General features: G+C 69.2%; 23 protein-coding genes. 16 read left to right on the top strand and 7 right to left on the bottom strand.

The features are described from left to right. Positions 1–185: 185 nt before the first annotated feature. The 3 genes from AC0685_RS40920 to AC0685_RS40910 are packed head-to-tail and all read left to right on the top strand — an operon-like array spanning position 186 to position 3,428. Positions 186–1,046, top strand: coding sequence for a branched-chain amino acid ABC transporter permease (locus AC0685_RS40920; RefSeq protein WP_478230417.1), 861 nt, complete (start codon positions 186–188; stop codon positions 1,044–1,046). After that, complete coding sequence (locus AC0685_RS40915; protein ID WP_478230416.1) at positions 1,033–2,736, top strand: branched-chain amino acid ABC transporter ATP-binding protein/permease; 1,704 nt, start codon at positions 1,033–1,035, stop codon at positions 2,734–2,736. The genes AC0685_RS40920 and AC0685_RS40915 overlap by 14 nt, the downstream gene beginning before the upstream one ends. Beyond that, positions 2,733–3,428 (top strand): ABC transporter ATP-binding protein, encoded by a 696-nt coding sequence (locus AC0685_RS40910; RefSeq protein ID WP_478230415.1) that lies wholly within the window; start codon positions 2,733–2,735, stop codon positions 3,426–3,428. The genes AC0685_RS40915 and AC0685_RS40910 overlap by 4 nt, the downstream gene beginning before the upstream one ends. 76 nt (positions 3,429–3,504) lie before the next feature. On the opposite strand, the gene AC0685_RS40905 is transcribed toward AC0685_RS40910, so the two are convergent. Beyond that, positions 3,505–4,302, bottom strand: a complete 798-nt coding sequence (locus tag AC0685_RS40905; protein WP_478230414.1) for an SDR family NAD(P)-dependent oxidoreductase — start codon at positions 4,300–4,302, stop codon at positions 3,505–3,507. 14 nt (positions 4,303–4,316) lie between these two features. Continuing rightward, complete coding sequence (locus tag AC0685_RS40900) at positions 4,317–5,036, bottom strand: SDR family NAD(P)-dependent oxidoreductase (protein WP_478230413.1); 720 nt, start codon at positions 5,034–5,036, stop codon at positions 4,317–4,319. Positions 5,037–5,150: 114 nt separating this feature from the next. Here AC0685_RS40900 and AC0685_RS40895 point away from each other — a divergent pair, with 114 nt between their 5' ends. The 4 genes from AC0685_RS40895 (at position 5,151) to AC0685_RS40880 (ending at position 10,255) form a co-directional block, all read left to right on the top strand. Then, the gene (locus AC0685_RS40895; protein WP_478230412.1) at positions 5,151–7,016 is read left to right on the top strand and encodes a primary-amine oxidase; all 1,866 of its coding nucleotides are present in this window, start codon (positions 5,151–5,153) and stop codon (positions 7,014–7,016) included. Positions 7,017–7,196: 180 nt separating this feature from the next. Then, on the top strand, positions 7,197–7,988 hold the full coding sequence (locus AC0685_RS40890; protein ID WP_478230411.1) for a molybdenum cofactor biosynthesis F family protein: 792 nt from the start codon (positions 7,197–7,199) through the stop codon (positions 7,986–7,988). 3 nt (positions 7,989–7,991) lie between these two features. Continuing rightward, positions 7,992–9,626: an amidohydrolase gene (locus tag AC0685_RS40885; protein ID WP_478230410.1), complete on the top strand. Its 1,635-nt coding sequence runs from the start codon at positions 7,992–7,994 to the stop codon at positions 9,624–9,626. 41 nt (positions 9,627–9,667) lie between these two features. Further along, positions 9,668–10,255, top strand: coding sequence for a TetR/AcrR family transcriptional regulator (locus tag AC0685_RS40880; protein WP_034306161.1), 588 nt, complete (start codon positions 9,668–9,670; stop codon positions 10,253–10,255). Between the two features lie 61 nt (positions 10,256–10,316). Here AC0685_RS40880 and AC0685_RS40875 read toward each other — a convergent pair whose 3' ends face one another. Next, on the bottom strand, positions 10,317–11,261 hold the full coding sequence (locus AC0685_RS40875) for an alpha/beta hydrolase (protein ID WP_478230409.1): 945 nt from the start codon (positions 11,259–11,261) through the stop codon (positions 10,317–10,319). Next, positions 11,258–12,244 carry a methyltransferase family protein gene (locus tag AC0685_RS40870; protein WP_478230408.1) on the bottom strand — a complete coding sequence of 329 codons (987 nt, stop codon included), beginning with the start codon at positions 12,242–12,244 and terminating at the stop codon, positions 11,258–11,260. The genes AC0685_RS40875 and AC0685_RS40870 overlap by 4 nt, the downstream gene beginning before the upstream one ends. A 234-nt stretch (positions 12,245–12,478) precedes the next feature. Between AC0685_RS40870 and AC0685_RS40865 the strand changes: the two genes are divergently transcribed. The 5 genes from AC0685_RS40865 (at position 12,479) to AC0685_RS40845 (ending at position 18,403) form a co-directional block, all read left to right on the top strand. Further along, positions 12,479–14,239, top strand: coding sequence for a dipeptide ABC transporter ATP-binding protein (locus AC0685_RS40865; RefSeq protein ID WP_478230407.1), 1,761 nt, complete (start codon positions 12,479–12,481; stop codon positions 14,237–14,239). Next, a complete protein-coding gene (locus tag AC0685_RS40860) occupies positions 14,236–15,816 on the top strand; it encodes an ABC transporter substrate-binding protein (protein WP_478230406.1) in 1,581 nt (526 codons plus the stop codon). The genes AC0685_RS40865 and AC0685_RS40860 overlap by 4 nt, the downstream gene beginning before the upstream one ends. After that, a complete protein-coding gene (locus tag AC0685_RS40855) occupies positions 15,813–16,757 on the top strand; it encodes an ABC transporter permease (protein ID WP_073842625.1) in 945 nt (314 codons plus the stop codon). The genes AC0685_RS40860 and AC0685_RS40855 overlap by 4 nt, the downstream gene beginning before the upstream one ends. Next, a complete protein-coding gene (locus AC0685_RS40850; protein WP_478230405.1) occupies positions 16,754–17,674 on the top strand; it encodes an ABC transporter permease in 921 nt (306 codons plus the stop codon). The genes AC0685_RS40855 and AC0685_RS40850 overlap by 4 nt, the downstream gene beginning before the upstream one ends. A gap of 75 nt (positions 17,675–17,749) precedes the next feature. Next, positions 17,750–18,403 carry an alpha/beta fold hydrolase gene (locus AC0685_RS40845; RefSeq protein WP_478230418.1) on the top strand — a complete coding sequence of 218 codons (654 nt, stop codon included), beginning with the start codon at positions 17,750–17,752 and terminating at the stop codon, positions 18,401–18,403. A gap of 260 nt (positions 18,404–18,663) precedes the next feature. Here the strand turns inward: AC0685_RS40845 and AC0685_RS40840 are convergent, their stop codons facing one another. After that, positions 18,664–19,605, bottom strand: coding sequence for an aldo/keto reductase (locus AC0685_RS40840; protein WP_478230404.1), 942 nt, complete (start codon positions 19,603–19,605; stop codon positions 18,664–18,666). 69 nt (positions 19,606–19,674) lie between these two features. On the opposite strand from AC0685_RS40840, the gene AC0685_RS40835 reads away from it, so the two are divergent. Further along, on the top strand, positions 19,675–20,391 hold the full coding sequence (locus AC0685_RS40835) for an SDR family NAD(P)-dependent oxidoreductase (RefSeq protein ID WP_125678827.1): 717 nt from the start codon (positions 19,675–19,677) through the stop codon (positions 20,389–20,391). Here the strand turns inward: AC0685_RS40835 and AC0685_RS40830 are convergent. Beyond that, the gene (locus AC0685_RS40830) at positions 20,308–21,687 is read right to left on the bottom strand and encodes an amidohydrolase (RefSeq protein ID WP_478230403.1); all 1,380 of its coding nucleotides are present in this window, start codon (positions 21,685–21,687) and stop codon (positions 20,308–20,310) included. The genes AC0685_RS40835 and AC0685_RS40830 overlap by 84 nt on opposite strands. Positions 21,688–21,737: 50 nt before the next feature. Between AC0685_RS40830 and AC0685_RS40825 the strand changes: the two genes are divergently transcribed. The 3 genes from AC0685_RS40825 (at position 21,738) to AC0685_RS40815 (ending at position 24,848) form a co-directional block, all read left to right on the top strand. Next, positions 21,738–22,841, top strand: a complete 1,104-nt coding sequence (locus tag AC0685_RS40825; RefSeq protein ID WP_478230402.1) for a zinc-binding dehydrogenase — start codon at positions 21,738–21,740, stop codon at positions 22,839–22,841. A 127-nt stretch (positions 22,842–22,968) separates the two neighbouring features. Then, positions 22,969–23,928, top strand: coding sequence for an aldo/keto reductase (locus AC0685_RS40820; RefSeq protein WP_478230401.1), 960 nt, complete (start codon positions 22,969–22,971; stop codon positions 23,926–23,928). Continuing rightward, complete coding sequence (locus AC0685_RS40815) at positions 23,925–24,848, top strand: alpha/beta hydrolase (RefSeq protein WP_478230400.1); 924 nt, start codon at positions 23,925–23,927, stop codon at positions 24,846–24,848. The genes AC0685_RS40820 and AC0685_RS40815 overlap by 4 nt, the downstream gene beginning before the upstream one ends. Here AC0685_RS40815 and AC0685_RS40810 read toward each other — a convergent pair. After that, entirely contained in the window at positions 24,832–26,277 is a 1,446-nt protein-coding gene (locus AC0685_RS40810; RefSeq protein WP_478230399.1) for a GMC family oxidoreductase, read from the bottom strand. The two genes, AC0685_RS40815 and AC0685_RS40810, sit on opposite strands and share 17 nt — an antisense overlap. Positions 26,278–26,348 lie beyond the last annotated feature (71 nt).

Below are 26,348 nucleotides of genomic sequence, written 5' to 3'. Positions count from 1 at the left end.
GAGGCCCCCTTTTCCTTTGTCGCGGTGGGGGGGCTTTGCTCTTCGTGTCCTCCGGTGGGGCAATTTAACTGGTACCGGGTGGTTCCCTGGGTTGGGGGGGGGTTTTTGGGTTCCCACCCAAAACCCCCACCCACGACCACCGCGCCCCACTACGCACCGCTCCCTTCCCTCACACAGGAGGAAACATGCTGCAGGGAGCGCTGGCAGGCTTGGCCTCCGGCGGACTGTACGCGGTGTTGGCGGTGTGCCTGACGCTGATGTCGCGCCTGGTGCGGGTGGTGAACTTCGCCCAGTCGGCCACCGGGATGTTCGGCTGCTACGTGGCGGTGTTCCTGTCCGTCCACGCGGGACTGCCGACGTGGCCGGCCACGGTGGCGGGAATCCTGCTCGGCGGGTTGCTGAGCGCGCTGCTCGGCTGGATCGTGTCCACCTGGCTCGCCGAGGCGGACACCGGCACCCGATCGGCGGTCACCGTGGCGGTGCTGCTCCTGCTGATCTCGTTGTCGTTCATCCTGTTCGGCAACAAGCCACAGCCGTTCCACCCGATCCTGGACGGTCCGGCGGTCACCGTCGGCGGCGTGGTGATCAGCCAGGTCACCGTGGTGACGGTCGCGCTGGCCGTCCTCGTGGCGGTGGCCAGCCGGATCGTGCTGAGCCGGACCCCGGCGGGGGTCCAGCTCAGGGCGCTGTCCGAACGCCCGACCACGGCGGAGCTGCTGGGCATCCCGGCGAAACGGCTCAGTGTCGCGGTATGGGCGGTCACCGGGGTGGTCAGCACGCTGGTGATCTCGATCGTGGCGCCGTCGCAGTCCAACGACGCGACGTCGCTGGCGATGCTCGTGGTCCCCGCGGCCGCGGCCGCCCTGCTCGGCGGATTCCGCCGTCTCGACCTCGCGGTCGCGGGCGGGCTGGGCCTCGGCCTGATCCAGGGCGCGGCCGCGCAGGTCGACGGCCTTTCGGTGGTGCGGTACTTCCTGCCGTTCGCGGTCATCGTCGCGCTGCTGCTCTGGTCACAGCGCAAGGAGGTGTGGGATGCGGCTCGCTGAACGCGGGATTCCGTTCGCGGTCGCCATCGTGGCGATCGCCGTGGGGTACGGCCTGAGCGTCGGGCTCGACGGGTACTTCGTCTACCTCGGCATGAGCGCCGTCGTCGCCGGGATCTCCCTGCTCGGGCTCGGCGTGGTCACCGGCAGCGCGGGCATGATCTCCCTGTGCCAGCTGACCTTCGGTGCCGTCGGCGCCTGGACGGTGTCGGCGCTGAACGAGGCGCAGGCTCCGGGCGGGTTCCTCACCTGGCTGGTGCTCGGCGGTCTCGCCGCCGGGGTGGTCGGGGTGCTCGTCGGGCTGCCGGCGCTGCGGCTGCGTGGAATCAACCTCGCCGTCGTGACGCTGGGGCTCGCCGCGGCGGCCGACCTCGCGCTGGTCCAGCTCCAGTTCCCCGGCGTCTCCGGCGGGATCTCGGTCGAACGGCCGGACGCCTTCTCCGACGACCGGGCCTACTTCCAGTTCGCCGTCGTGGTACTGGTGCTCTGCTGCCTCGCCGTGTACTTCCTGCGCCGCGGGCGCTGGGGCAGCGCCTGGCAGGCGGTGGCGTTCTCCGAACGCGGCACGGCCGCCGCCGGGACGAGCGTGCGGACGTCGAAGCTGACCGCGTTCGCGGTGAGCGCCACCCTCGGCGGGATCAGCGGCGGCCTGCTCACCGGGCAGGTCGGGCTCGCCTTCCCGGCCAGTTTCACCGCGATCCAGTCGCTGGCGCTGTACGTGCTGGCGATCATGTCGGGCGCGCACCTGATCGACATGGCCGTGTTCGGCGCGGTGCTGTGGGTCGGAGTTCCTGAACTGCTGAAACGCTGGGGAATCCCGCAGGACTGGGGTTTCGTGGTGTTCGGCGTGCTCGGGGTCCAGGCGCTGGCCGGCGGCGGGAACCTGGGCACCACGGTGCGCCAGGTGTGGTATCGGCGCGCCAGGAAGGAACCGGCGAAACTCGATCTCGCCGCCGGGACGAGCACGGTGGAACCGGTCTCACCTGGTCCACCGGTGCTCACCGTACGCGGGCTGAGCGTGAACTTCGGCCACGTGGCCGCACTATCCTCAGTGGACATATCGGTCCCGGAACACGGGGTACTCGGCGTCATCGGGCCGAACGGTGCGGGGAAGTCGACGCTGGTCGACGCGATCAGCGGCTTCCTGCCGAACGCCGAGGGCCAGGTGGAACTCGGCGGCAGCCCGCTGACCGGGTCGCCGTCGAACCGGGCCCGCGCCGGGTTGCGCCGGACGTTCCAGCAGGATCGCGTCCCGCCGGGGCTGACGGTCGGGGCGTACCTCAAGTTCCTCGCCAGGCGGCGGCTCACCGCCGACGAAATCGGCGATGCGCTGGACTTCTTCGGCTGCCCGGCCGCCCGCACTCCGCTGTCGCAAGTGGACGTCGGCGCGCGCAGGCTGGTCGAGGTCGTCGGGCATCTGCTGGCGCGGCCGCGTGTCCTGCTGCTCGACGAGCCCGCCGCGGGGCTTCCGCACGAGGAACACGTCGCCTTCGGGGAACGGCTGCGGCAGGTCCCCGCGCGGTTCGGGGTGTCGGTGCTGCTCATCGAGCACGACCTCGACCTGGTGCGCTCGGTCTGCGACACGATCACCGTCCTGGACTTCGGCCGCGTGCTGGCCTCCGGCCCGCAGGCCGAAGTGCTCGCCGATCCGGCCGTACTCAAGGCATACATGGGTGAAACGGAGCTGTTGTGAACGCTTTGCGGATAGCGGGGCTGACCGTCACCCGCGGCGCCGGGCCGGTGATCCGGGACGTCGACCTGACCCTGGAGCCGGGCCGGATCACCGCGCTCGTCGGCCCGAACGGCGCCGGCAAGACCAGCCTGCTGGAGGCCGTCTCCGGCGTGGTCCCCGCCTCGGCCGGAACCGTCCACATCGGAGCCGACGAGATCACGAAGCAGTCGCGGGTCTCCCGTGCGCGGCGGGGTCTGGCGCATATCGAGCAGGGGCGCGCGGTGTTCGGCGGCCTGACCGTGCTGGAGAACCTGATGCTGACCGCGCGCACCCGCGCGCGGGCCGACGAACTGTTCGAGCTGTTCCCGGAACTGGAGAAGCGCCGCGATTCACCGGCCGCGCTGCTCAGCGGCGGCGAACAGCAGATGGTGGTGCTGGCCCGCGCGTTCGCCGCGCGACCGTCGTTCCTGCTGATCGACGAGATGTCGCTGGGCCTGGCGCCCGTGGTGTTCACGCGGCTGCTGCCGATGGTGACCCGGTTCGCCGAGGAGGGCGCGGCGATCCTGTTGGTCGAGCAGTTCACGCATCTGGCCCTCGGGGTGGCGAGCGACGCGCTGGTGGTCTCTTCGGGGCGGGTCACCTATGCGGGTTCCGCGCAGGGCCTGCTGGACTCGCCCGGCACCCTGCACGCGGCCTACCTCGGCGAATCCTGACCGTTCGGAAGTCCGTGAAGGCCTCCTTCCCTACTCTCAAGGTAGGGAAGGAGGCCTTCACGGAGCCCGCACCCGTCTAAGAACCCATCCCCGCCCGTTCGAAGGCCAAGGTCGGGAGATCGACGGCGTGCGCGCCGCCGTCCGCCACGATCACCGCACCGGTGATGTACGAAGACTCCGAAGACCCCAGGAACCGCACGATCGACGCGATCTCCTCCGGTTCGGCGGGACGGCGCAGCGGGACCTCGGCGGTGACGCGCCGGTAGCCCTCGTCGTGGCCGCCGTCGAAGCCCGCCGCCTCGGCGAACTGGTCCATTTCGCCGTCCGCCATCGGGGTCCGCACCCAGCCGGGGCAGACCGCGTTCGCGCGCACGCCCTTCGGCCCGTAATCGCGGGCGATCGAGCGCGTCAGGCCGATCAGCGCGTGCTTCGCGACGGTGTAGCCGGCGACGTTCGGCCCGGCGAACAACCCCGCCAGCGAAGACACGATGACCACCTGACCGCCGGTTTCGACCAGCGAGGGCAGCGTGGCCCGGCAGAACACGAAGGCGCTGGACAGGTTCGAGCGCAGGGCCAGTTCCCATTCCTCGTCACCGGTGTCGGTCACCGAGGACAGGCCGTGCCCACCGGCGTTGGCCACCACGACGTCCAGCCTGCCGAACTTGCCGACGGTCTCCGCCGCGGCGTTCTCGGCGGCTTCGCGGTCGCTGGCGTCGCAGGCGATGACGTGCGCGCCGGTTTCGGCGGCCACCTTCTCCAGCGGTTCGAGCCGCCGTCCGAGCACCACCACCTGGGCGCCTTCGTCGGCGTACCGGCGGGCCACCGCGGCGCCGATACCGGTACCGCCACCCGTGATCGCGACAACCTTCTTCACTTGCGGAGTCCTTTCTAAGCGGGAAAACCGGAACGGGCCGAGACGCCGAAGTCGGCGAGCACGGCCTGGCCGTTGACCGCCCGCGAACGCGCGGACGCGAGGTGGAGCACCTGCCAGGCGACCTCTTCGGGAGCCTGCACCGGGAAAGCGGGATCGTCGAGTACGTCGCCGAGATCGCCGCGCGCCATCGGGGTGTCGACCACCGACGGGCAGACGCAGTTCACCCGGACACCGGGAAGATCGACGGCGAGAGCCCTGGTCATCGCGACCACGGCGCCCTTCGAAGCGCAGTACGGGACCATGCCGGGCGCGCTGGTGAACGCCGAGTCGCTGGCCAGCAGCACGACCGAGCCACCCGACGCGGTGAGCCACGGCGCGGCGTGTTTGACCAGCAGGAACTGGCCGGTGACGTTGATCGCCAGGAGCGCGGCGAAATCCGCCGCCGAGGTTTCGGTGACCGGTGTGCCCACCGGTCCGGAGATCCCCGCGCAACCCACCACGACGTCGAGTCCGCCGAACCGGCTCGCCACGGCATCGACAGCGGCAGCCATCGACGGCTCGTCGGTCACGTCGGCGTTGATCGCCAGGAGACCGTCGGCCAGTGTGGGGACGGGTGCCCGGTCGAGGGCGCCGACCCGTGCGCCCTCGGCGAGGAAGGCCTGGACGCAGGCAAGGCCGATACCGGATGCCGCGCCGGTCACCAGCACGGCCTTGCCCGCGAGATCCAGACCCATGCCGCCATCCTCCGGTCCGGACCTTTCACGGAGGTTGGCCGTCAGTGCACCCTTCTTGTCGGCAGCCGCATGACGGCCTTTTCAGGGAGAGGTGGACCGGCAAGACTGCGAACCATGACCAGGCCGCATCCACTCGACCCGCTGACCGCCGACGAACTCACCGCAGGCCGCGAGATCCTGGCCGCCGAAGGCCTGCTCGCCGCGACCACGCGGTTCCCGGCCGTGCTGCCGGTGGAGCCCGAGAAAGGCGACGCCGCCCCCGACCGCCGTGTCCAGTACACGCTGCTGGACACCGCGACCGGCGAGGCGCGCGACGTGGTCGTCTCGCTGGCTAAGCGCGAAGTGGTTTCCAACGAGGACTGCGGCGCAGGTCAGCCCGCGTACCTGTTCGAGGAGTACGACCTCGCCGCGTCGATCACCAAGGCGTCACCGGAATGGCAGACCGCGATGGAGCGGCGCGGGCTCGGCGACCGGATCGAGCACGCCTTCTGCGCTCCTCTGGCCCCCGGCTTCTTCGGCAGGTCCGACGAGACCGGCCGAGTCATCCGCTCGCTGACGTTCCTGCGCGACGACGCGTCCGACAGCCCGTGGGCGCATCCGGTCGAGGGCCTGATCGTGCACATCGACCTGACCGGGCAGCGCGTCATCCGGGTGGAGGACGAGGGCGACGTGCCCGTACCGCCGGAGCACGGCCGCTACGGCGACGTCCCGGCCCGAACCACGCTCAAGCCGATCGAGATCACCCAGCCGGAGGGCCCGAGCTTCACCGTCGACGGCAACGAGGTCACCTGGGAGGGTTGGAACCTCCGGGTCGGCTTCAACGCCCGCGAAGGCCTGACGCTGCACCGGATCAGCTTCCAGGACCGGTCGGTGCTGCACCGCGCGTCGGTACCGGAGATGGTGGTGCCCTACGGCGACACCGCGCCCGGCCGGTTCTGGATCAGCTACTTCGACGCGGGCGAGTACCTGCTCGGCAAGAACGGCAACGATCTGCGGCTGGGCTGCGACTGCCTCGGCGTCATCCACTACTTCCCCGCGTTCGTCGCCGACGACCACGGCCATCCGGTCGAGATCCCCCGCGCGATCTGCATGCACGAGGAGGACTACGGGATCCTCTGGAAGCACACGGATCTCGACGGCCGCGCCGAGGTCCGCCGCTCGCGACGGCTGGTGATCTCGTCGATCTCCACCATCGGCAACTACGACTACGGCTTCTTCTGGTACTTCTACCTCGACGGCACCGTGGAACTGGAGGCGAAGGCCACCGGCATCGTGTTCGCCGGCGCCGCGCACCCCGGCACGGACCACCCGCACGCCAACGAGATCGCGCCCGGCCTGTTCGCACCGGTGCACCAGCACCTGTTCTGCGCGCGGCTGGACGTGGCGATCGACGGCGAACGCAACTCGCTCGTCGAGGTCGACGTCGAACGGATCCCCATGGGCGCGCGGAACCCGTACGGGAACGCGTTCACCTGGAAGGAGACCCCGCTGCGCACCGAACAGGAGGCGCGGCGGTTCGCGGATCCGGCCAAGGCGCGTGTCTGGGAGATCCGCAGCGCGGAGCGGACCAACCGGCTCGGCTCGCCGACGGCCTACCAGCTGGTCCCCCGGCCGTCCGCGACCCTGATGGCGCAGCCGGAATCGACCGTCCACCAGCGGGCGACGTTCGCCACCCGTCACCTGTGGGCGACGCCGTACCGCGCGGACGAACGGTTCCCGGCGGGCGACCGCCCGAACGCGCATCCGGGCGGGGCGGGCCTGCCCGCCTGGACCGCCGCCGACCGCGACCTCGTCGACACCGATCTCGTGCTGTGGCACGTGTTCGGCCCGACCCACATCCCGCGTCCGGAGGACTGGCCGGTCATGCCGGTCGACTACTCCGGCTTCTCCCTGCGCCCCTATGGCTTCCTGGACCGAAACCCGGCCCTCGACCTGCCTTCCGGCGCCGCCGGCGATCACTGTTCCGCCCACGAGCACTAAAGGCCTGTCGGCGGAGCTGAAGACACCCCCGAAACGACCACCAGGTGAAACCGCCCGGCCGACGGCCCCGCTGTCGCGGTGGCAGGGCGCCTTGTCCGCCGGCTGGAGACGGACATCAGACCGCGCCCTGCCGACGTCGATCGCGGAGGCGGGTTCACCACCAGACACTAGGACTCATCGATGCCCGAACTGACCCTGTCCGACACGTCCACCTGGCTGCCGCTCGACGGTCTGGCCCCCGGTTTCGACGCGAACAAGGCGCCCACGGTCGGCGACCTGCACGGCCGCTCGTTCGAACTCGCCTGCGAAGACGGCACCACGTTCACCGCGGCCTTCTCCGGTACCCGGATCGAATGGACCTACCACGGCACGGGCACCGACCGCTGCGAGACGTTCCTGGTCGACGACGACCTGTACTACGTCCAGTTCCATCCGCAGGCCCGGCAGGACGAGGCGTTCACCCTGTTGCTGGACCTGCGCCGCGGCCGCGCCCTCCTGGTACTGAGCAAGATCGGCGACACCTCGCCCCGCGTCACACAATCCTTCGTGGCCGCCACGATCGGCGGCATCGAGCCGACCGGGGAATCGCTCGCCCCGACCACGTCGCTGGTCGGGCGCCGGGTGCTGTGGGTGTACAGCACCGAACACGCCTACGAGCACGTGTACCTCAGCCCGCACTGGTACACGTGGCAGTGCCTTGCCGGTCCAGAGCGGGGGCTCGCGGACACCGATGAGAACTCGGTCTACGAGCTGCGGCCGGGTATCTACGTCTTCGCCTGGCGGGAGAAGGTGATCCCGTGCGCCTCGGTGACCGTCGCCGACCACCGTGACGCGAAGCGGCTGCGCTCGCACGGTGTCCTTTTCGGACTCGACGCCACCGGGAGCACACCGACCCACTTCACCTTCGGCGCGCACGGCAGGCTGCTGAGCACCACCGTGCACCCCGAGGCCTACGACCCGGCCGGGAGCTGAGCCTTGACCGCCGACATCGTCCTCACCAACGCCACCGTGTACACAGTGGACAGTGGCAGGCCCTGGGCATCGTCGCTGGCGATCAAGGACGGCAAGGTGCTGTCCCTGGAGGATATCGAACGCGGGCCGAACACCGAGGTCGTCGACCTCGAAGGCGCGTTCGTGATGCCCGGCCTGGTCGACGTGCACAACCACCACGCCCTCGCCGGGCGCGCGGCCCTCTTCGAGCTGAACTTCGGCCTCGACGCCGGACTGGCCGACATCCTCGCGGCCGTCCGCGCGAGGGCCGCCGGACTCGGGCCGGACGAGTGGGTGGTCGGCGGCGCCTGGGCGTCCACTTTGGTCAGCACCCTTTCGCGGACTTCGGCCCGGCACGCCCTCGACGAAGCCGCCGGCGGACGTCCGGTCATGCTGTCGGACGACAGCAGGCACAACCGCTGGGTGAGCAGCCGGGCGCTGGAGCTGGCGGGCGTCACCGCCTCGACGCCCGATCCCGCGGGCGGGGAGATCGTCCGCGATCCCTCGACCGGGGAGCCGGTCGGCGTCTTGCTCGAAGCGGCGGGCGTCGCCGTCGAGCGGGCGCTCAGCGAGACACGGACGCTCACCGCGGAGCAGCACGTCGCGGCGTCGCGGCACGCGATCGGCACGCTGCACTCGTACGGGGTCACCGCGTTCCAGGACGCCGGTGTCTCCGCCGACATCCTGCGGGCGCTGAAGTCGCTCGACGACGCGGGCGAACTGCGCGCCTGGGTCGTTTCGTCGCTGCTGATCAACGACCCGATCTTCGGTTTCGACCCGATCGGGGAACCGTTGCTGGAGGTCGCCAGGCAGTACCGGAGCGAGCATCACCGGCCGGACTTCGTGAAGATCTTCCTCGACGGTGTCCCGCCGACGCGCACCGCCGCCTTCCTGGAGCCGTACCTGCCGGACGCCGCGCACGGAGCCTGCCATCACGGCGCCACGACCATGCCGGGCGAAGAACTCGTCGGCTGGTTGCGCACAGCGGCCACGGCGGGGCTCTCGGCCAAGGTCCACTGCACCGGGGACGCGTCGGTGCGCGCGACGCTCGACGCCGTCGAGAAGGTGCGCGCCGAGGGCTTCACCGAAGCACGGTTCCAGGTCGCGCACGGCCAGTTCGTGCACCCCGACGACCTCCCCCGCTTCGCCGCGCTGGGCGTCGCCGCGGACATCTCGCCGTTCTTGTGGGTCCCCGGCGTCATCCCGGCGGCCATCGCCGAGGTCCTGCCCGGCGAGCGGGCAAGGCGGATGCAGCCGAACCGGTCGCTGCTGGACGAGGGCGCGCTGGTCGCGGGCGGTTCGGACTGGCCGGTCAGCGAGTCGCCGAACGCGTGGGAAGGCATCCACGGCCTCGTCACCCGCCAGGATCCGACCGGCACCTTCCCCGGCGCGCTATGGCCGGAGCAGGCGATCACCCTGGCCGAGGCGATCGAGGTCTTCACCCTGGCCGCCGCCCGCGCGATGGGACTGGGAGACGTCACCGGCTCGCTGACCCCCGGGAAGTCGGCGGATCTCGTCGTCCTGGACCGCGATCCGTTCAAAACCGACCCGTCGGCGCTCGTCAAGACAAAGGTGACGCAAACGTGGTTCGCCGGGCACCGCGTGTATCACCGCGTCTGATCTCCTACACTGGTAGAAGAACCAGTGCGGGAGGTCTGCCGATGCCGAAGATCATCGACCACGACGAGCGGCGTAGCCATATCGTCGACGTCACCTGGGATTTGATCACCCAGGGCGGGATCGAGGCCGCCACCATGCGCGAGATCGCGGCGGCCGCCGGCTTCGCCAACGGTGCGCTCAAGTTGTACTTCCCGAGCAAGGAAGACATCATCCAGGCCACCTACGAACGCGCGCTCGGCATGATGCGCGAGTACGTGGAGCTGGACGAGTTGCGCGGGCTGACCGCGCTCCGCGAGCTGTGCGTCTCGTCGATGCCCATCGACGAGGACCGCATCGCCGCGGGGCGCGTCCTGCTCACCTTCTGGCAGCTGTCGCTGACCAACCCGAAACTGCAGGACAAGTACCTCGAACACATCCGCTCGTGGCGGGGCCTGCTGCACCGGTATCTCACCGAAGGCAGGGAAGACGGCGACATCGTCACCGAAACGCCCGACGAGCAGCTGGTCGACGAGGTCGTGCTGATCAACGCCGGGGCGAACGTGATGAGCCTGGTCGCCGGGGAGTTCTCGACGATCGCCTTGCAGCGGCAGCACCTCGAGTCGTTCTTCGAGCGCCTCACCCGCCCCTGACGCTACGTACTACCGCATTTCGTCCTCTGAATGCGGTAGTACGTAGCGCCAACTACCGCATTCAGAGGACGAAATGCGGTGGGTCGAAGACCCGGGTCAGGAAGCTCGCCACGTGCCGGTGGGAGCGCGGCGAGGCCGGGAGATCCGTGTGGAGCCCATAGAACCCATGGATCTGCCCCGAGTACCGCGTCATTTCGACGTGGGTGCCTGCGTCGGTCAGCCGCCGCGCGAACTCCTCCCCTTCGTCCCGCAATACGTCGTACTCGGCCGTGAGCACCAGCGCCGGCGGCAGACCGGTCAGGTCGTCGGCGCGCAGCGGCAGCAGGTACGGGTCGTTCAGCTGCGCCGGATCCGACACGTACTGCTCGAAGAAGAACCGCATCGCCCCGGCGGTCATGCCGAAGCCCTCGGCGAAGTCCACATAGGACCGGAACCCGTCGTCCGGATGGCCGTACACCGGGCAGATCAGCACCTGCGCGGCCAACGGCGGGCCACCACGGTCACGGGACATCATCGAGACGACCGTCGACAGGTTTCCGCCGGCGCTTTCCCCACCGACCGCGATCCGCAACCCGTCGACCGCAGGTCCGGCGCCGCCCGCGGCGAGCCATTCGACGACGGCGTAGCAGTCGTCCGGGGCCGCCGGGTACGGATGCTCGGGCGCGAGCCGGTAGTCGACCGCGACGACGGCGACCTTCGCCGCGTTGCACACCGCCCGCGACGCGACCTCGTTCTCGTCGATCGAGCCGATCGTCCACCCGCCGCCGTGGATCCAGACGAACGCGGGCACCGGCGCGGCGACATCCGGCAGGTAGACCCGCACCCGCACACCGGACGGCAGGACGTGGTCGGTCACCGAGGCGACCTCTTCGACCGACTCGGGGCGCCGCCACGAAGCGGCGAAGGCGGCACGCAACTCTGGAGCCGTCAGTGGCCCGGCCGGTGCCTCCGACGGGGCACTGCGGGCGAGCAGTTCCTTGACCGCGGGATCGAGGGTCACGGTCACACCGCTTCCGCGACCAGCACCCGCGGGCTGCCCGGCAGCGCGAGCCGGTCGGTGACCCGCCAGCCCGCGCCGCTCAGCCACTCGCGGACCTCGGCCTCCGGGTAGACGACCGTCCCGTCGATCACCAGGTACTCCCCCGCGTGCAGCGCGTCGATCGGCCGCTGGACCGCGTCGTCGTCGAGGAAGAAGTCGAGCAGCAGCAGCGTCGCTCCCGGCGCGGCGGCGGCACGGGCGTTGCGCAGGATCTCCGCGTTCTGCTTCGCGTCGAACCGGTGGACGACGTGGTTGACCATCACCAGGTCGAACTCGCCTTCGGCCCGCGCGGTCGGTGTCTCCGCCCCGACGACGGTCGTGCGGTCCGCGAGCCCCGCCTCGGCGGCCGCGGTGGTGACCGACTCGGTGAAACCCGGGTCGAAGACGAACGTGGTGTGCAGTTCGTCGTTGGCCTTCATGGCTTCGACAGCGAACGCGCTGGAGAGCCCGCCAAGGTCCAGCGCCTTCCGGTGGGTGCCGAAATCGTAAGCGCCGGCCAGCATCTTGGCGTGCAGGGCGTTATACGTCATGACGCCCGCCATGAACGTGCCCCAGCGCGCGTCGTCCATCTCCAGCTTGCCCGGCTCGCCGCTGTCGGCCGTGTGACCGAATTGCAGCCAATGCGGGTAGCTGATCGAGTCCAGGAACGTCAGGAACGGCGCCAGATCGAGGTCTCCGCCGCCGAGGTACTCGGCCGCGTCGGCGGCCAACTCGTACCGTCCGTCCACACGGGACAGCAGACCGAGTGATGACATGGCGTCACCGAGGATGCGGGTGATCTTCTCCGGTTTGCCGGTCTTCTCCGCCAGTTCCGCGGCCGCCAGCGGCCCGTCGGCGAGCGCGGTGAACAGGCCGATCCGGCTCGCCGCGAAGAGTTGCTTGGCCGCCATGTAGCCCACGGCGATGTCCACGATCCGCTCGGGACCGGCAGTCTTGGTCGACCCGCTCACGGGTGCCCTCCTTAGCTCGTTTCCGCCGAGAGTCTACAGACGTAGACAAAAGAATCCAGTGCGAGTTTTCGCCCACTGCCAGGGAAAACCCGCCGGATATCAACTTCCTACATTCGTAGAATATACCCATTGACAGCGCACCCGCCCAGTGTCAACATGCGTAGAACTACCCCCGCCGGAGGCCCGTTCCCCGGCAGTGCGGTCCGCTTCGGGCGGGCTCGGGAAAGGGGATTCATGACCCTGCTCGAATTACGAGAACTCACCGTCGGCGTCATCGCCGACGAAACCGAACGCGAACTGGTGCGCGAACTTTCGTTCGACCTCGACCAAGGCCGGACACTCTGCGTGGTCGGTGAATCCGGCAGCGGTAAAACGGTGACGGCCTTGTCGATCATCCGGTTGCTGGAATTCGTCGCGCCGGTGTTCACCCGCGGTGAGATCGCCGTCGACGGCGTGGACGTCACGCGGCTCTCCGCCGACGAGATGCGCGCGTACCGCGGCCCGCGGATCGGCATGATCTTCCAGGAGGCACTGGATTCACTCAACCCGAGTCAGCGCGTCGGCAAGCAGCTGATCGAGGCCTATCGGAAGCCAGGCTCCCTTCCGCGCCAAGCCGCGCGCAAGGGTACGCCGTTGCACCGCGAGGCCGAGGCGAAGGCTCGCGGCCTGCTGAAAGAGGTCGGCCTCGCCGACACCGACCGGGTGCTTTCCCTGTACCCGCACCAGATGTCGGGCGGCATGCAGCAACGCGTGATGATCGCGCTGGCGCTGATGGCCGATCCGAGCCTGCTGATCGCCGACGAGCCGACCACCGCGCTGGACGTCACCACGCAGGCGGAGATCCTCACCCTGTTCGACCGGGTCCGCCGCGACCACGGCACGGCGTGCGTCTTCATCACGCACGACATGGGCGTGGCCGCGCAGGTGGCGGACCGGATCGCGGTGATGTACCGCGGCGAGCTCGTCGAACTCGGGTCCACCGAGGACATTCTGCATTCGCCGAAGCATCCCTACACCAAGGCGTTGCTCGACTGCGTTCCGCAACTCGGGGTCAGCAGGCGCGACGGCTTCCCCACCATCTCCGAAGCCCTGCTCGAAGCCGCGATGAACGGCGAATCAGCGGTCGCGACCGAAACCAGGTCGTTGAGCCGCGCGAAAACCGGAGACACCGGCGAGGGCACCGCGCTCGTCATCGATTCGGTGTCCAAAGTGTACGGACGGCGCGGCCGGTTCTCGCTGAGCCGCGAACCCGAGGTGCACGCGGTCAAGGACGTCTCGCTGGAGATCGCGGCCGGCGAGTTCTTCGGCCTGGTCGGGGAATCCGGTTCGGGAAAGACCACGCTCGGCCGTCTGGTGAGCGCGCTGGAGCCACCGACGTCGGGCGCCATCGCCTTCGGAGAGCACCGATGCACGCCGTCCGGGCTCGACGGCGACGAGCGCGCGTTCCGCCGCCGTGCGCAGCTCATCTTCCAGGACCCGCAGAGCTCGCTCGATCCCCGGCACACCGCCGCCCGGATCATCGCCGAACCACTGCGGGAACTCACCGGACTCCGCGGTGCCGAACTCGACCGCCGCGTCACGGAACTGATCGACGAGGTCGGTCTCCCCTCCGGCACCGCGAAGAAGCTGCCCTCGCAGCTCTCCGGCGGGCAGCGGCAGCGCGTCTCCATCGCGCGCGCGATCGCGGCCGAACCCGACCTCATCGTCGCCGACGAGCCCACCTCCGCGCTCGACGTCTCGGTGCAGGGCCAGGTGATGAACCTGCTACTGGAACTGGGGCGCACCCGCGCGCTCAGCTTCCTGTTCATCACGCACAACCTCAGCCTGGTGCTGTCGGTCGCCGACCGCGTCGGCGTGATGTACCGGGGCGAACTGATCGAAATCGGCGAACCGGACGAGATCCGGCTCCACGCCCGGCACGAGTACACCCGCCGTCTCCTCGCGGCGAATCCCGAACTGCCCGCCCACCCCCACACTGGAGTGCGGAACCCATGAGACGAACCCTGACCAAGGCCACGCTCGGCCTGGCGACCGTCCTGCTGCTCAGCTCGTGCATGGGAAGCCAGGCGGGTGGTGGGGCCGCCGACGGGCCGCCGAAGCCCGGCGGCAACCTGAACGTCGCCGTGCCCACCGATCCGCAGTCCCTCGACATGGTCGCGAATCCCGGCCAGGTGACCGCGCATATCGGCAACATGATGTACGAGAAGCTGTTCGAGGTGGACAAGGGCTTCACCGCCCGGCCCATGCTGGTCGAGGACTACACCACCAGCCCGGACCGGCTCACCTACACCTTCAAACTGCGCCAGGGCGTCACCTTCCACGACGGCAACCCGCTGACGTCCGAGGATGTCGTGGCGAGCCTGAAGCGGTGGCAGCAGGTGCACCGCACCGGCCAGCTGGTCACGCCGGACATCGAAGCGATCACGCCGACCGATCCGGCGACGGTGACCATCAAGCTCAAGAAGCCGCGTTACCCGCTGATCAACGAACTCGCCGGCGCGGGCACGGAGATCTACGAGGCGAAAAACCTCACCGGTGTCGCACCGACCGGTTTCGCCCAGGACAAGGCGATCGGGACCGGGCCGTACAAGCTGAAGAGCTGGGACATCGGCCGCGAACTGGTGCTGGAGCGCTACTCCGGCTACAAGTCCCGGTCCGAAGAGGACTGGGGTGGGCAGGCGGGCGCCAAGCACGCGTACCTGGACACCGTGACCTACAAGGTGGTCTCCGACCAGGACGCGCTGATCAACGGCCTCCAGACCGGCCAGTGGGACCACATCATGCCCACGAACGACCAATACGAGCCGCTGCGCAACAACCCTGCCGTTGTCGTGCACAACCTGCCCGGCGGCAACGACAACGTCGTGATCCCGAACTTCAACACCGGTTCGAAGTTCGCCGATCCCCGCGCCCGCGAGGCGCTGAACCTGCTGCTCGACAAGCCCGCGATCAACGCGGCCACCGGCGGCAGCAAGGACCTCACCATCGAGACCGGCGCCTTCGCCTCGCCGGACAACAAGCAGTTCTACTCCACCGCGGGTGAAGAGGTCTACAAGGCCCACGACCCGGAGAAGGCAAAGCGGCTGCTGGCCGAGGTCGGCATCACCGCCGGCGCCACGATCCGGATCGTCACCACCAACTCGTATCCGGAGTTCGGCAAGTGGGCCGTGCTGATCCAGGACAGCCTGTCGAAGATCGGCATCAACACCAAGATCGACACCTTCGACTTCGCCACCATGCTCGGCACGCTGACGAAGGAACCGGGTGGCTGGGACATCACCACGCTGTTCTTCGACTCGGCACTGACCTCGCCCGCGCAGATGCCCGCGCTCACCCTGGGCACGCTGAACGGTTCGTCTTCGCCCGAACTGGACGGCCTCATGGCCGAGTTCAACGCCTCGACGACACCCGAGCAGGCGAAAGCGGTGGTGGACAAGCTTCAGGCGTTCACCTGGAAGCAACTGTCGGTGATCACCCTGAGCCAGTCGAAGCTGTACGCGGCCTACTCCCCCAAGCTCAAGGGCTACGGCGACTTCTACCGGGTCTTCTGGAACACCTGGCTGGCGTCATGACCGGTCTGCTGCTGCGCAGGCTGCGCGATCTGGTGATCATCCTGGTGATCGTCGGGACGATGATGTTCTTCGTCATCCGGTTGATCCCCGGTGACCCGGCGCAGGCCATCCTCGGCCCGACCGCGCGACCGTCCGATGTGGACGCCCTGCGGGAGAGCATGGGGCTGAACGGGACACTCTGGGAGCAGTACTTCAGCTGGGCCGGGAACGTGCTGCACGGCGACTTCGGCACGTCGATCACCTACCACGCGCCGGTGCTCGGCGTGGTCGCCGACCACATCCTGCCGACGCTGACTCTGGCCGTGTTGTCGACGGTGATCAGCTTCTTCCTCTCGGTCGCGATCACCTCGTGGCAGGCGGTGTCGCCGCGCAATCCGGTGGCACGGGCGCTGGACCGGCTCTCCGCGCTCGGGATGGCGATGCCGGACTTCTGGATCTCGCTGATGCTCGTGCTCGTGTTCTCGGTGACGCTGCGCTGGTTCCCCTCCAGCGGCTACGAGAACCTGTTCACCGACCCGGCGACGGCCGTGCCGGCACTGGTGCTGCCGCTGACCGTGCTGGTCATCGGTCAGACCGCGTTGTTCGTGCTCACCCTGCGCGAAAGCCTGCTCGGGGAGCTGCCACTGGCGTATCTGCGCACCGCTCGGGTGAAGGGGCTGTCGGAGCGGCAGGTCATGACCAAGCACGTCCTGCCGAACGCGCTGATGCCGCTGATCACCCAGCTGGGCAGCAACTTCGCCATGCTGGTCGGCGGGATCGTGATCATCGAGTCCATCTTCGTCGTGCCGGGGCTGGGCCATCTGCTGATGGGCGCGGTGTCGACCCGCGACTTCCCGCTGATCCAGGGTGTGACGCTGTTCGTCGCGGTGCTGTTCGTGCTGGTCAACCTGCTGGTGGACCTCTCGTACGCGCTGCTCGACCCGAAGGTGCGTGTCTCGTGAGCGTGGCTCTTGTGGAAAAGACGTCGCCGGTGCGCGAGAAGCCGTCGCCCGGCCGAGCGGCCAAGGTGTTCCGGCGCAACCGGATGCTGGTGATCACCACGGCGGTGCTGGCGGTGATCGTGCTGACCGTGATCGTGCTGCCGTTCTTCCTGCCGAGCGTCAGCGCGACCGACCCGGTCAACCGGCTGCTGCCGCCGTCGGCCGCGCATCCGCTCGGCACGGACTCGTTCGGCCGTGACGTGCTCGCCCGGCTGGTCTCCGGCGGCCGTGCGTCGCTCGGGCTGTCCGCCCTGATCACCCTGTGCGCGGCCTTCACCGGCCTGGTGATCGGGCTGATCAGCGGGTTCTTCCGCGCCGTCGACGCGGTGCTGATGCGAGTGATGGACGCCTGGATGTCGTTCCCGGCGATCATCCTCGCGATGGCGCTGGCGATCTCGCTCGGCGCGAGCATCTGGACCGAGCTCATCGCGCTGACCGTGATCTTCACGCCGTTCACCGCCAGGGTCATCCGCAGCCGGGTGCTCGGCATCGCCGGTCGCGCCTACATCGGCGCCGCCCGGGTTTCGGGGATGAGCCGGTGGAAGATCCTCGTCGTGCACGTGTTCCCGAACGTGCTGCCGCTCGCGCTGGTCCAGGTCGTGATCCTGTCCGCGGCGGCCATGCTCGTGGACGGGGCGATGAGTTTCCTCGGTCTCGGTATCGCTCCCCCGACCCCGACCTGGGGCAACATGATCGCCGAAGGGCGGTCGTACCTGGTGCAGGCGCCCTGGCTGGTGATCGTCCCCGGCGTGACGATCATGGTGTGCGTGTTCCTGCTGAACCTCATCGGCTCGTCGCTGCGGATCGCCGTCGACGCCCGGGCGCGGACGTTGAGCGAAATGCAGCGCCTGCGCACCCGCCGCCCCTCCGGCAGCTGAGAAAGGATCCCGTTGTCTGCCACTACTTCCCTGGCCGTGCGCCGATTCGCTCCCGAAATCGTCTCGGGACCGCCTGTGCTGCTGGTGCACGGATTCGCCTCCGACGGGCACACCGACTGGATCACCACCGGGTGGCCGGCCGCGCTCACCGCCGCGGGACACGAGGTGCTCATACCCGACCTTCCCGCGCACGGCTCCAGCCCGGCCCCCTCGGGATCGCTGGGTGCCGTCGCGATCACTTCGGAACTCACCCGGCTGCTCGCAGGACTGTCCGAAGTGGACGTTGTCGGCTATTCACTGGGCGCGCGGCTGGCCTGGGAACTGCCCGCACAGGCTCCCGTCCGGCGGCTCGTGTTAGCCGGCGTGAGCCCTTTCGAGCCCTTCGGCGCCGTCGATGTCGCGGCCGCGCTGGCTTTCGCCGGTGGTGGCAAGGCTCCGTCGGATCCGCTGACGGGGATGATCGCTCAGATGATCACCGCGCCGGGGCGGAATCCGGCCGCGCTCGCGCGGTGCGTCGAAGACCTGCGGGCGGAGCCTTTCGCGCCGGTTTCCGGTGCTGTCTCCGTGCCTACCCGCTTTGTGGCGGGCGTGGAGGATCCGGTGAGCCAAGGCATCGAGACGTTGGTGGAGCTGGTGCCGGGGGCGGATCTCGTGCGGGTGCCCGGGGACCACGGTGGGGCGCTGAGGAGCCCGGAGTTCAAGGCGGCCGTGCTGGAATTCCTGGGCTGAGGTCTCCCGCTCTCCGCGTGTGTCAGGAAAACGGCTCGGGAAGCGTTGCGGAACCCACCTTCGCAACGCTTCCCGAGGCTCGACCGACGCCATGAAAGGTCCTTTCCTTGCAAATTTTGCAAGGAAAGGACCTTTCATGGCGCTCTCGCCCGGCTCACGCCACCGAGGTTCGGGTCCGGTGCTCTCACTGCTGCGATGAAGGACGCTTTCATAGCAAATTTTGCCATGAAAGCGTCCTTCATCGCAGCCGCGATAGGCGTTCAGAAGGTCCCATCGGCGGCGACCGAGCGGTCCAGCCAGAGATCCTCCAGGGCCGCCCGCACCTCAGCACCCCGGGAAGCAGCCAGCGCGACAGCGCCCAGGTTGTCCTCCAGCTGAGCCATCCGGCTCACGCCGAACAGCACGTTCGCCACCGGCGTGTACGCGAGGCAGAACGCGAGAGCCAGCTGCGAAGGACTCACCCCGAAGTCCCCGGCAACAGCGGCGACGCGCGTGGCGGCGGCACGGATCGACTCGCGGATCCCGCCCGGGTCGGCGCCGATCTTCCGCGACGGAGTCTTGCCGAGCAGCACGCCACCCTCGAACACGTCGGACGCCTGCAACGTCAACCGTCCCGCCTCGAAATGCGCGCCGTAGAAAGGACCTTCCGCCATCGAACGCCGCACGACGCTGTACTTCAGCTGAGCGAACCGCGGTGCCGGAAGCCCTTCGCGGGAAGCGAAGTCCAGTGCCCGGTCGAGGTCCGCGGCCTGCCAGTTGTTCACGCCCCAGACGTCGAAGCGGCCGAGCCGGATCTGTTCGGCCACCTCGGTGACGATCCGCGGGATGTCCGGGCGCTCGAAATAGTCGCCGACCACGACGGCCTCCGCACGCTCGACGCCGACACGGTCGAACGAGGTCGCGAGCTGCTCGGCGAAACCGGTGTTCGGGTAGTCCCAGAGCCAGAGTTTCCCGCACAGCTGATACTCGTCGCGCTTGATACCGGCGGCACGGACGGCCTCGCCGAAGAGGAGGTCCGTGCGCGATTGCTCGGAATGCGGCCCCATGTTGTAGTGAGCCACGTCGAAGAGCGTGATCCCGGAGTCGATCGCGTACCGGAGCAGGCGCACCGCGTCGTCGAAATCCATGCGGTCCCAGGTGTTCCAGGATCCCAGGCTCAGCGCCGAAGTGGCGAAGCCGAGTCCGTTCTGCTTCTCGTCCACGAGATTTCCTTTCGCTGGTAACGGAAACCAGTTTTAGTCTACGATTGTAGAATGAACAAGAGACTTGTTGTGGTGACCGGCGGTGCCAGTGGCATCGGCCGCGGAGTCGCCGAAGCCTTCCAGTCCGCGGGTGACCGCGTGGTCATCGCCGACGTCGATGTCCGCGCCGCGCACGACCTGGCCGGAGAACTCGGCGCGGAGCACGTCGAACTCGACATCTCCGACCCCGGATCGGTCGACGCCGCGCTGGCGCTGGTCACCGATCGGTTCGGCCCGGTGGAGGTCCTGGTCAACAACGCCGGCCTCGCCGGGGGCGGCGGGCCGTTGGTGGGCTTGGACATCGGCGTCTTCGACCTCTGCATGCGGGTGAACTTCCGCGGCACCTTCCTGATGACGCGCGCGGTCGGCGCGCACATGCTGGAAGCGGGTACCCGGGGCGCCATCGTGAACATCACCTCCATCGGCGCCCGGCAGCCGACCCCGGGACTCGGCCACTACGAGGCCACCAAGGCAGCCGTCGAGGCCCTCACCCGCTCGGCCGCGCTCGAACTGGCACCGCACGGCATCCGCGTCAACGCCGTCGCGCCCGGCCCGGTACTCACTCCGATGACCGCCGGGTTCGCTTCGGACACCGCTGCCCGCGCGGCATGGGAAGCGAGGATTCCCCTGGGAACCATCGCTTCCGTCGCCGACGTGGTGCCGTCAGTCCTGTTCCTCGCCTCCGCCGACGCCGGCCATCTCACCGGGGTGAGCCTCCAGGTCGACGGCGGGCAGCTGCTCACCTGAGTACACGACGCGGCCGCCGGACACGGTGAGTTCGACACCGACGTCCGGCAGGTCCGCGAATCCGACCTCAAGCGGGTTCGCCTCCAGCACACAGAAGTCCGCGACGCGGCCCACGGTCAGCGATCCCTTCCAATCCGCCGCACCGTCCTGCTCGGCGGCCGCGACCGTGTAGCAGCGCAGTAACCGGGCCATCAGCCCGGCGTCCACTTCGGACGCTTCCAGCATCCGGGCGGCCGCCGCGATGTGCACCCGCCAATCGGGGGTCACCACCGGCGCGTCGCTGCTCAAGGTCAGCGGGACCCCCGAGGCCAGCATTTCCGCCAATGGCCAGGCACGAGCACCGACCTCGGCACCGAGTGCGTCCGTCAGCATTCCCCGCATGGCCACCGCGATAGCGGGCTGCGTGGTCAGGCCGACGCCCGCCGAAGCCATTCGCGCGAGCTGATCCACCGTCACCAGATCGCCGTGCACCAGGTGGTCGCCACGGCGAAGCGAGCCGAGCGCGGCCTCGATGCTGCGGTCCCCCGTGGCGTGCACGGCCACCGTCATCCCGGCGTCGTGGGCGAGACGGATCATCGCGGTCAGATTGCCCGCACGGCCAGGATCGTCGTCGCCGTCGACGAGCAGCGCTCCGTGTGAACCGTCGGCGTAGCAGTGGCGCGTCCACGCGGAGCGCATCGGCGGAATTCCGTCGGCGAAGATCTTCACGCCGGGCACGTTGAGCCACAACGGATTCGCGGCCGGCGCCGGAACCGCCAGCCCGCGCCGGAAGTTCGCCAGCGAACTGGCGCCGTCGAGCAGTCCGAACAACCTCAGCGCGGTCACCCTCGCGCGCAGGAGCCCGTCATCGGCCAGCGTCGCGTACTCCTCCAGCACCTCGGCGCTGAAACACCCGGTCTCGCCGGGCCCCAGGCCGGGTTCGGTGTAGCTCGTGATGCCCAGCGACGCGCACAGGTCACCCGCACGCAGGATGGCGGCTCGCCGTTCGACCGCGGAACGCACCGTTTTCTCTTCTCCACCAGCGAATCCGGCGCCGCCGATGAGCGTGTCCGGCCACCGCGCACCGAGCCAGGTCGCATGCAGATGGGAATCGTTGATACCGGGGAGGACCGTTCTCCCCGCCAGGTCGATCACCTCGGTCTCCGGGCCGATGTGGTCCAGCGCGACATCGCCGAGGGCGACGATCCGGTCGTCACGCACGGCCATCGCCCGCACGACGGTGCCGGCCGGGTCGAAGGTGAGCACAGGACCGCCGCGAACCACGAGTGAAGCGGGACGAATACGGTGCGACGGCATGGTTTCCTCCAGGATCTGGACTTTTTCCCCTACGACTGTAGACTAAAAAGATGGTCAACAGAACCGAAGCGGCGGTGCTCACCGAACACGGCTCCGCGCTCACCTTGCGGGAACTACCGCTGCCCGGGGAGCCGGAACCGGGCGCCGCGCTGGTCCGGATCACCTGCACCACCCTGTGCGGCACCGACGTGCACCTCTGGTCCGGCCAGATGACCTTCCCCGGCATGCTCCCGATGGTGCTGGGCCACGAAATGGTCGGCGAGGTGGTGGCCGTCGGACCGGGGACCACCGACACGCTCGGCCGCGAGATCACCGAGGGCGACCGCATCGGCTGGTCCGAGTCGACCTGTGGAAAGTGTTACGGCTGCACGATCTTGCGTGAACCGGTCGCGTGCGATAGACGCGGATACGGGTTCCTCCAGCGTTCCGACGTCTTCCCGTACGCCACCGGCGGGCTCGTGCGGTACTGCTACGTGACTCCCGGCGCGGCGAAGCTTCTCCTGCCCGGCGACGTCAAGGACACTTGGGCCTCGATGTCGGGCTGCGCGGGCAAAACCGTGCTGCGAGCCGTCTCGCGATCGGGCGGGATCCGTCCGGGGGCGACCGTCGTGGTCCAGGGCGCGGGCGCACTGGGCGTGTTCGCCACCGCGGTCGCGCGGATCTCCGGCGCGGGCGACGTGATCACCATCGGCGGTCCCGCCGATCGGCTGAAGATCGCCGAGCGTTTCGGGGCCACAGCGACGATCCCGGTCGACGGCAGCGCCGAAGACCGCGTCGAGCGAGTCAAGGAACTCACCGGCGGCCGGGGCGCCGACCACGTCTTCGACTTCGCCGGCGGGCCGACCATCGGCGAAGAGGCCGTCGCCTTCGCCGCCCAGCGCGGGACCATCGCGATCGTCGGCTCCACCGGTCCCGCGCCCTCTCCCGTGGCGCTGGGCACTGTGATGGGCAAAGAACTCACGGTCGTCGGGTCGCTCAACGGCGACATCGCCGACTACCACGGCTCGGTGGACTTCTTCCGCACGTTCGCCGATCGGCTGCCGTGGGACGAACTCTTCAGCGCGCCCGTCGGTCTTTCCCAAGCTTCGCAGAGTGTCGAGTCGATGTCGCGGCTCGGTGAACTCAAAGCCGTCATCGACCCCCGCCTGCCGTGATTTCCGCCCGTGAACCCGCGACCGCGATCGACGTCGGCAGGGCGGGGCCTTCGGCCGGGGCGGGTTCACGCGTACGCCGGTTTCCCGAACACACCCCAGCTCCGCCACCCCAGCCCTAGGAGAACCCATGTCCGTCATCCCCCAGCGCCGGATCGGCCGCGACGGCCCGCTCACCGGCGTGCTCTCGCTCGGTTCCTGGCACACCTACGACCGGATGGACTTTCGCGAGGCGGTCAACCTGGTCCGCACCGCGGTCGATTCCGGGATCACGCTCTTCGACGTCGGTGTCTACGGTTTCCCCGGCGCCGCACCGGTTTTCACCGACGTGCTGTTCTCCGCCATGGTCCGCGCGGCCGGGATCCGCCGGGAGGACTACCTGTTCTCGGCCAAGCTCTGGCTGGAGGGCTATCCGGAGCACAACCTCCGTGGCCAGCTGGACAACGCGCTGTTCCGCGCGGGCGTCGAGCACGCCGATCTGGTGGTGCTGGGCGATCTCCGTCGCGACGACACCGATCTGCACCGGTTGGTGCTGGATCTGAACGAGCTCCGCGAGGCCGGGCTCATCCGGCAGTGGGGCGTCAACAACTGGTCCGCCGGCACGATCCAGGCCCTGCACGATTTCGCCGCGGCCGAGAACGTGCCCGGTCCCGCGATCGCGCAGCTGAAGTACAGCGTCGCACGACGGTCCATTCCGGACGGTGATCCCTTCAAGAAGGTCTTCGGCGAAATCGGGGTCACGCTCCAGTCGTCGGATATCTTCGAAGGCGGGATCCTGCTGGGCAAGAACAGCGGAGCGCGCCAGGTCGGCCGCGACCCCGGCGACATCCGCGAGCGCATCGCCGCCTCCGCCCCGGAACTGGCGAAGATCGCGGCCGGGCTGGACGCGACACCCGCTCAGCTGTGTCTCGCGTTCACCCTCACCCATCCGGCCAACACGACCACGCTCTTCGGCGCGACGAGCACCCAGCAGCTCAAGGACAACCTGGGCGCCGTCGACCTCGTCGAGCGCGTGGGCGCGGAGCAGCTCCGCGAACTCGTCGAGCCGTATTGGGCCGACCGGGGCGTCGTCGATCCGGAGGGACCGTGACGGCCTTCGATCCCGAACTCGCCGAAGCCCTGAGCGGGCTGCCTTCCGGACCGCCACTGGGCGCCGAATCGCTGGCGGAGATCCGGCGGGTGATGGCCGACGGGAACCTGAGTTGCGCCGAGGCGATCGGCGACCGGGATCTCGTCTGGGAGGACCGGCGGGTCCCCGGCACCGCCGTGGTCGTCACGGTCGTCAAGCCGAGGGACGCCAAGGACGCGCCGGGGTTCTACAACATCCACGGCGGCGGGATGGTGCTGGACGACCGGTTCGCCGACCTGCCCAGAATGGTCTCGCTGGTCGAGGAGTTCGGCTTCGTCGCGGTGACCGTGGACTACCGGCTCGCTCCCGAACATCCGCATCCGGCGCCGATCGAAGACTGCTACGCGGGCTTGACGTGGATGGTCGAGCACGCGGGCGAACTCGGCTTCGACCCGGGACGGCTGATCGTGGGCGGCGGCAGCGCCGGAGGCGGGCTCAGCGCGGGTATCGCCTTGCTCGCCAGGGATCGCGGTGGACCTGCGCTCGCCGGTCAGCTCCTGCTGTGCCCGATGATCGACAGCCGCAACGATTCGGCGTCCACAGTGGAATTCGCCGAACGCGGGGTGTGGGGCCGGGCGGCCAACGAGTTCGGCTGGCGATCCCTCCTGAATGGACAGACGTCGCCATACGCCGTTCCGGCCACGGCGACCGATCTCACCGGTCTCCCGCCCGCCTTCATCGAGGTCGGCGCGGCCGAGATCTTCCGCGACGAGGACGTCGGGTACGCGCGGCGGCTCTGGCAGGCGGGCGTGCCCACCGAACTGCATGTCTGGGCGGGCGCGTACCACGGCTTCGACCGGATCGCCCCGGACAGCGAGGTGACCCGGGCCGCGCTAGCCGCCCGGGCCTCCTGGCTGCGCCGCACTATCGGCCGAGCATGAACCGGGCGGCCTGCTCGCCGACCAGCACCGCCGGCGCGTTGGTGTTGCCCGTGGTCACCCGGGGCAGCACCGACGCGTCGGCGATCCGGAGCCCGCGGATCCCGTGCACGGCGAGCTCCGGGTCGACCACGGAGTCGGCGTCGGTGCCCATCCGGCAGGTCCCGACCTGGTGGTGGTAGGTGATCGCGGTCCGCCGGACGTACTCGCGGACATCGGTGTCCGGCCCCGGGTACAGCTCGCGGGCGCCCCAGTCGTCGGCCAGCGCGGACGCGTGGCCGATCTCCCGGCACTGCTCGACCGACGCGACCAGGCTCTCGAAGTCGGCCGGATCCTCCAGCGCGGCCAGGTCGATCAGCGGCTCGTCGAGCGGGCTCGGCCCCGAAAGCCGGAGACTGCCCCGGCTGCGTGGCGTGACCATGCCCGCCATCAGCGAGAACCCGGTCTCCGGACCGGTCATCCACGACTCGTACATCGGCACGCTGAAGTGGATCGGCTGGGTGTCGGGCACCTCCAGACCAGGGCGGCTGCGCCAGAACAGATGGGTCTGCGTGACCGAGCGGCCGGGCGCGGGCGGATCGACCTGACGGCGATCGGTCGCGAAGATGACCGGCGAGAGCAGATGGTCGTGCAGGTTCTTCCCGACGCCCGGCAGGTCCGCGACGACGTCGATACCGTGCACCTCCAGCTCGTCGACCGGGCCGATCCCACTGCGCAGCAGGATCGCCGGGGACGCCAGCGCGCCGGCGGCGAGCACGACCTCGTCGGCGAAGACCTTGCGCAGTTCGCCGTCGACCTCGGCGAGCACGCCGGTCACCTTGTCGCCCTCGATGAGCAACCGGTGCACGAGCGCTCCCGTGTGGACGGTCATCCGCTCGGCCGCGGGCCGGCCGTAGGCGAGCCAGGTGTTGAGCCGTTCGCCATCGCGCGTGGTGACGCGTTGCACCGACACGCCGTCGAGCTCGTCGCCGTTGTAATCCGGATTGAACGGCAGGCCGACCTGCACCGCCGCGTCCACAATGGACTGCTGGATCGGATGCAACGGCTCGTTCGGTACGACGTCGAGCAGATCCTTCTCGATCCGCTCGAACACCGGGCGCACGTCGTCCCACCGCCAGCCCGGCAGGTCCCAGCCGTCGTAGTCGGCCGGGGCGCCGCGCACCCAGATCATCGCGTTGAGCGAATGCGACCCGCCGAGCACCTTGCCGCGTGGCAGGTGCAGCCGCCGGTTCGCCGCGTGCGGCTGCGGGACGGTGTAGTAGTCCCAGTCCTCCGGGCCGTGCCACAGCTCTCCGGCCCGCGAAGGGTCGTGAATGGCCGGATTGGTGTCCGGCCCGCCCGCTTCGAGCAGGGTGACCCACGCCCCGGAATCGGCCAGTCTCCTGGCGACCACCGAACCGGCCGAACCCGCTCCCACCACGATGACGTCCATGTCCCCACCCTCGCAAGGCGCGACGACGTCCGGCGGATTCGTTTCGCTGGCAGACAATCGGCATGCCCTGG

The organism is Amycolatopsis sp. NPDC043889 (assembly GCF_056435645.1).
This window is presented reverse-complemented; position numbering and strand designations above follow the sequence as displayed.

What these genes read in the sequence shown, in the direction of transcription:
- AC0685_RS40920 (WP_478230417.1), top strand. Translation starts at nt 186, where the DNA reads ATGCTGCAGGGAGCGCTGGCAGGCTTGGCCTCCGGCGGACTGTACGCG.
- AC0685_RS40915 (WP_478230416.1), top strand. Translation starts at nt 1,033, where the DNA reads ATGCGGCTCGCTGAACGCGGGATTCCGTTCGCGGTCGCCATCGTGGCG.
- AC0685_RS40900 (WP_478230413.1), bottom strand. Translation starts at nt 5,036, where the DNA reads ATGGGTCTGGATCTCGCGGGCAAGGCCGTGCTGGTGACCGGCGCGGCA.
- AC0685_RS40895 (WP_478230412.1), top strand. Translation starts at nt 5,151, where the DNA reads ATGACCAGGCCGCATCCACTCGACCCGCTGACCGCCGACGAACTCACC.
- AC0685_RS40890 (WP_478230411.1), top strand. Translation starts at nt 7,197, where the DNA reads ATGCCCGAACTGACCCTGTCCGACACGTCCACCTGGCTGCCGCTCGAC.
- AC0685_RS40880 (WP_034306161.1), top strand. Translation starts at nt 9,668, where the DNA reads ATGCCGAAGATCATCGACCACGACGAGCGGCGTAGCCATATCGTCGAC.
- AC0685_RS40865 (WP_478230407.1), top strand. Translation starts at nt 12,479, where the DNA reads ATGACCCTGCTCGAATTACGAGAACTCACCGTCGGCGTCATCGCCGAC.
- AC0685_RS40860 (WP_478230406.1), top strand. Translation starts at nt 14,236, where the DNA reads ATGAGACGAACCCTGACCAAGGCCACGCTCGGCCTGGCGACCGTCCTG.
- AC0685_RS40855 (WP_073842625.1), top strand. Translation starts at nt 15,813, where the DNA reads ATGACCGGTCTGCTGCTGCGCAGGCTGCGCGATCTGGTGATCATCCTG.
- AC0685_RS40830 (WP_478230403.1), bottom strand. Translation starts at nt 21,687, where the DNA reads ATGCCGTCGCACCGTATTCGTCCCGCTTCACTCGTGGTTCGCGGCGGT.
- AC0685_RS40825 (WP_478230402.1), top strand. Translation starts at nt 21,738, where the DNA reads ATGGTCAACAGAACCGAAGCGGCGGTGCTCACCGAACACGGCTCCGCG.
- AC0685_RS40820 (WP_478230401.1), top strand. Translation starts at nt 22,969, where the DNA reads ATGTCCGTCATCCCCCAGCGCCGGATCGGCCGCGACGGCCCGCTCACC.
- AC0685_RS40810 (WP_478230399.1), bottom strand. Translation starts at nt 26,277, where the DNA reads ATGGACGTCATCGTGGTGGGAGCGGGTTCGGCCGGTTCGGTGGTCGCC.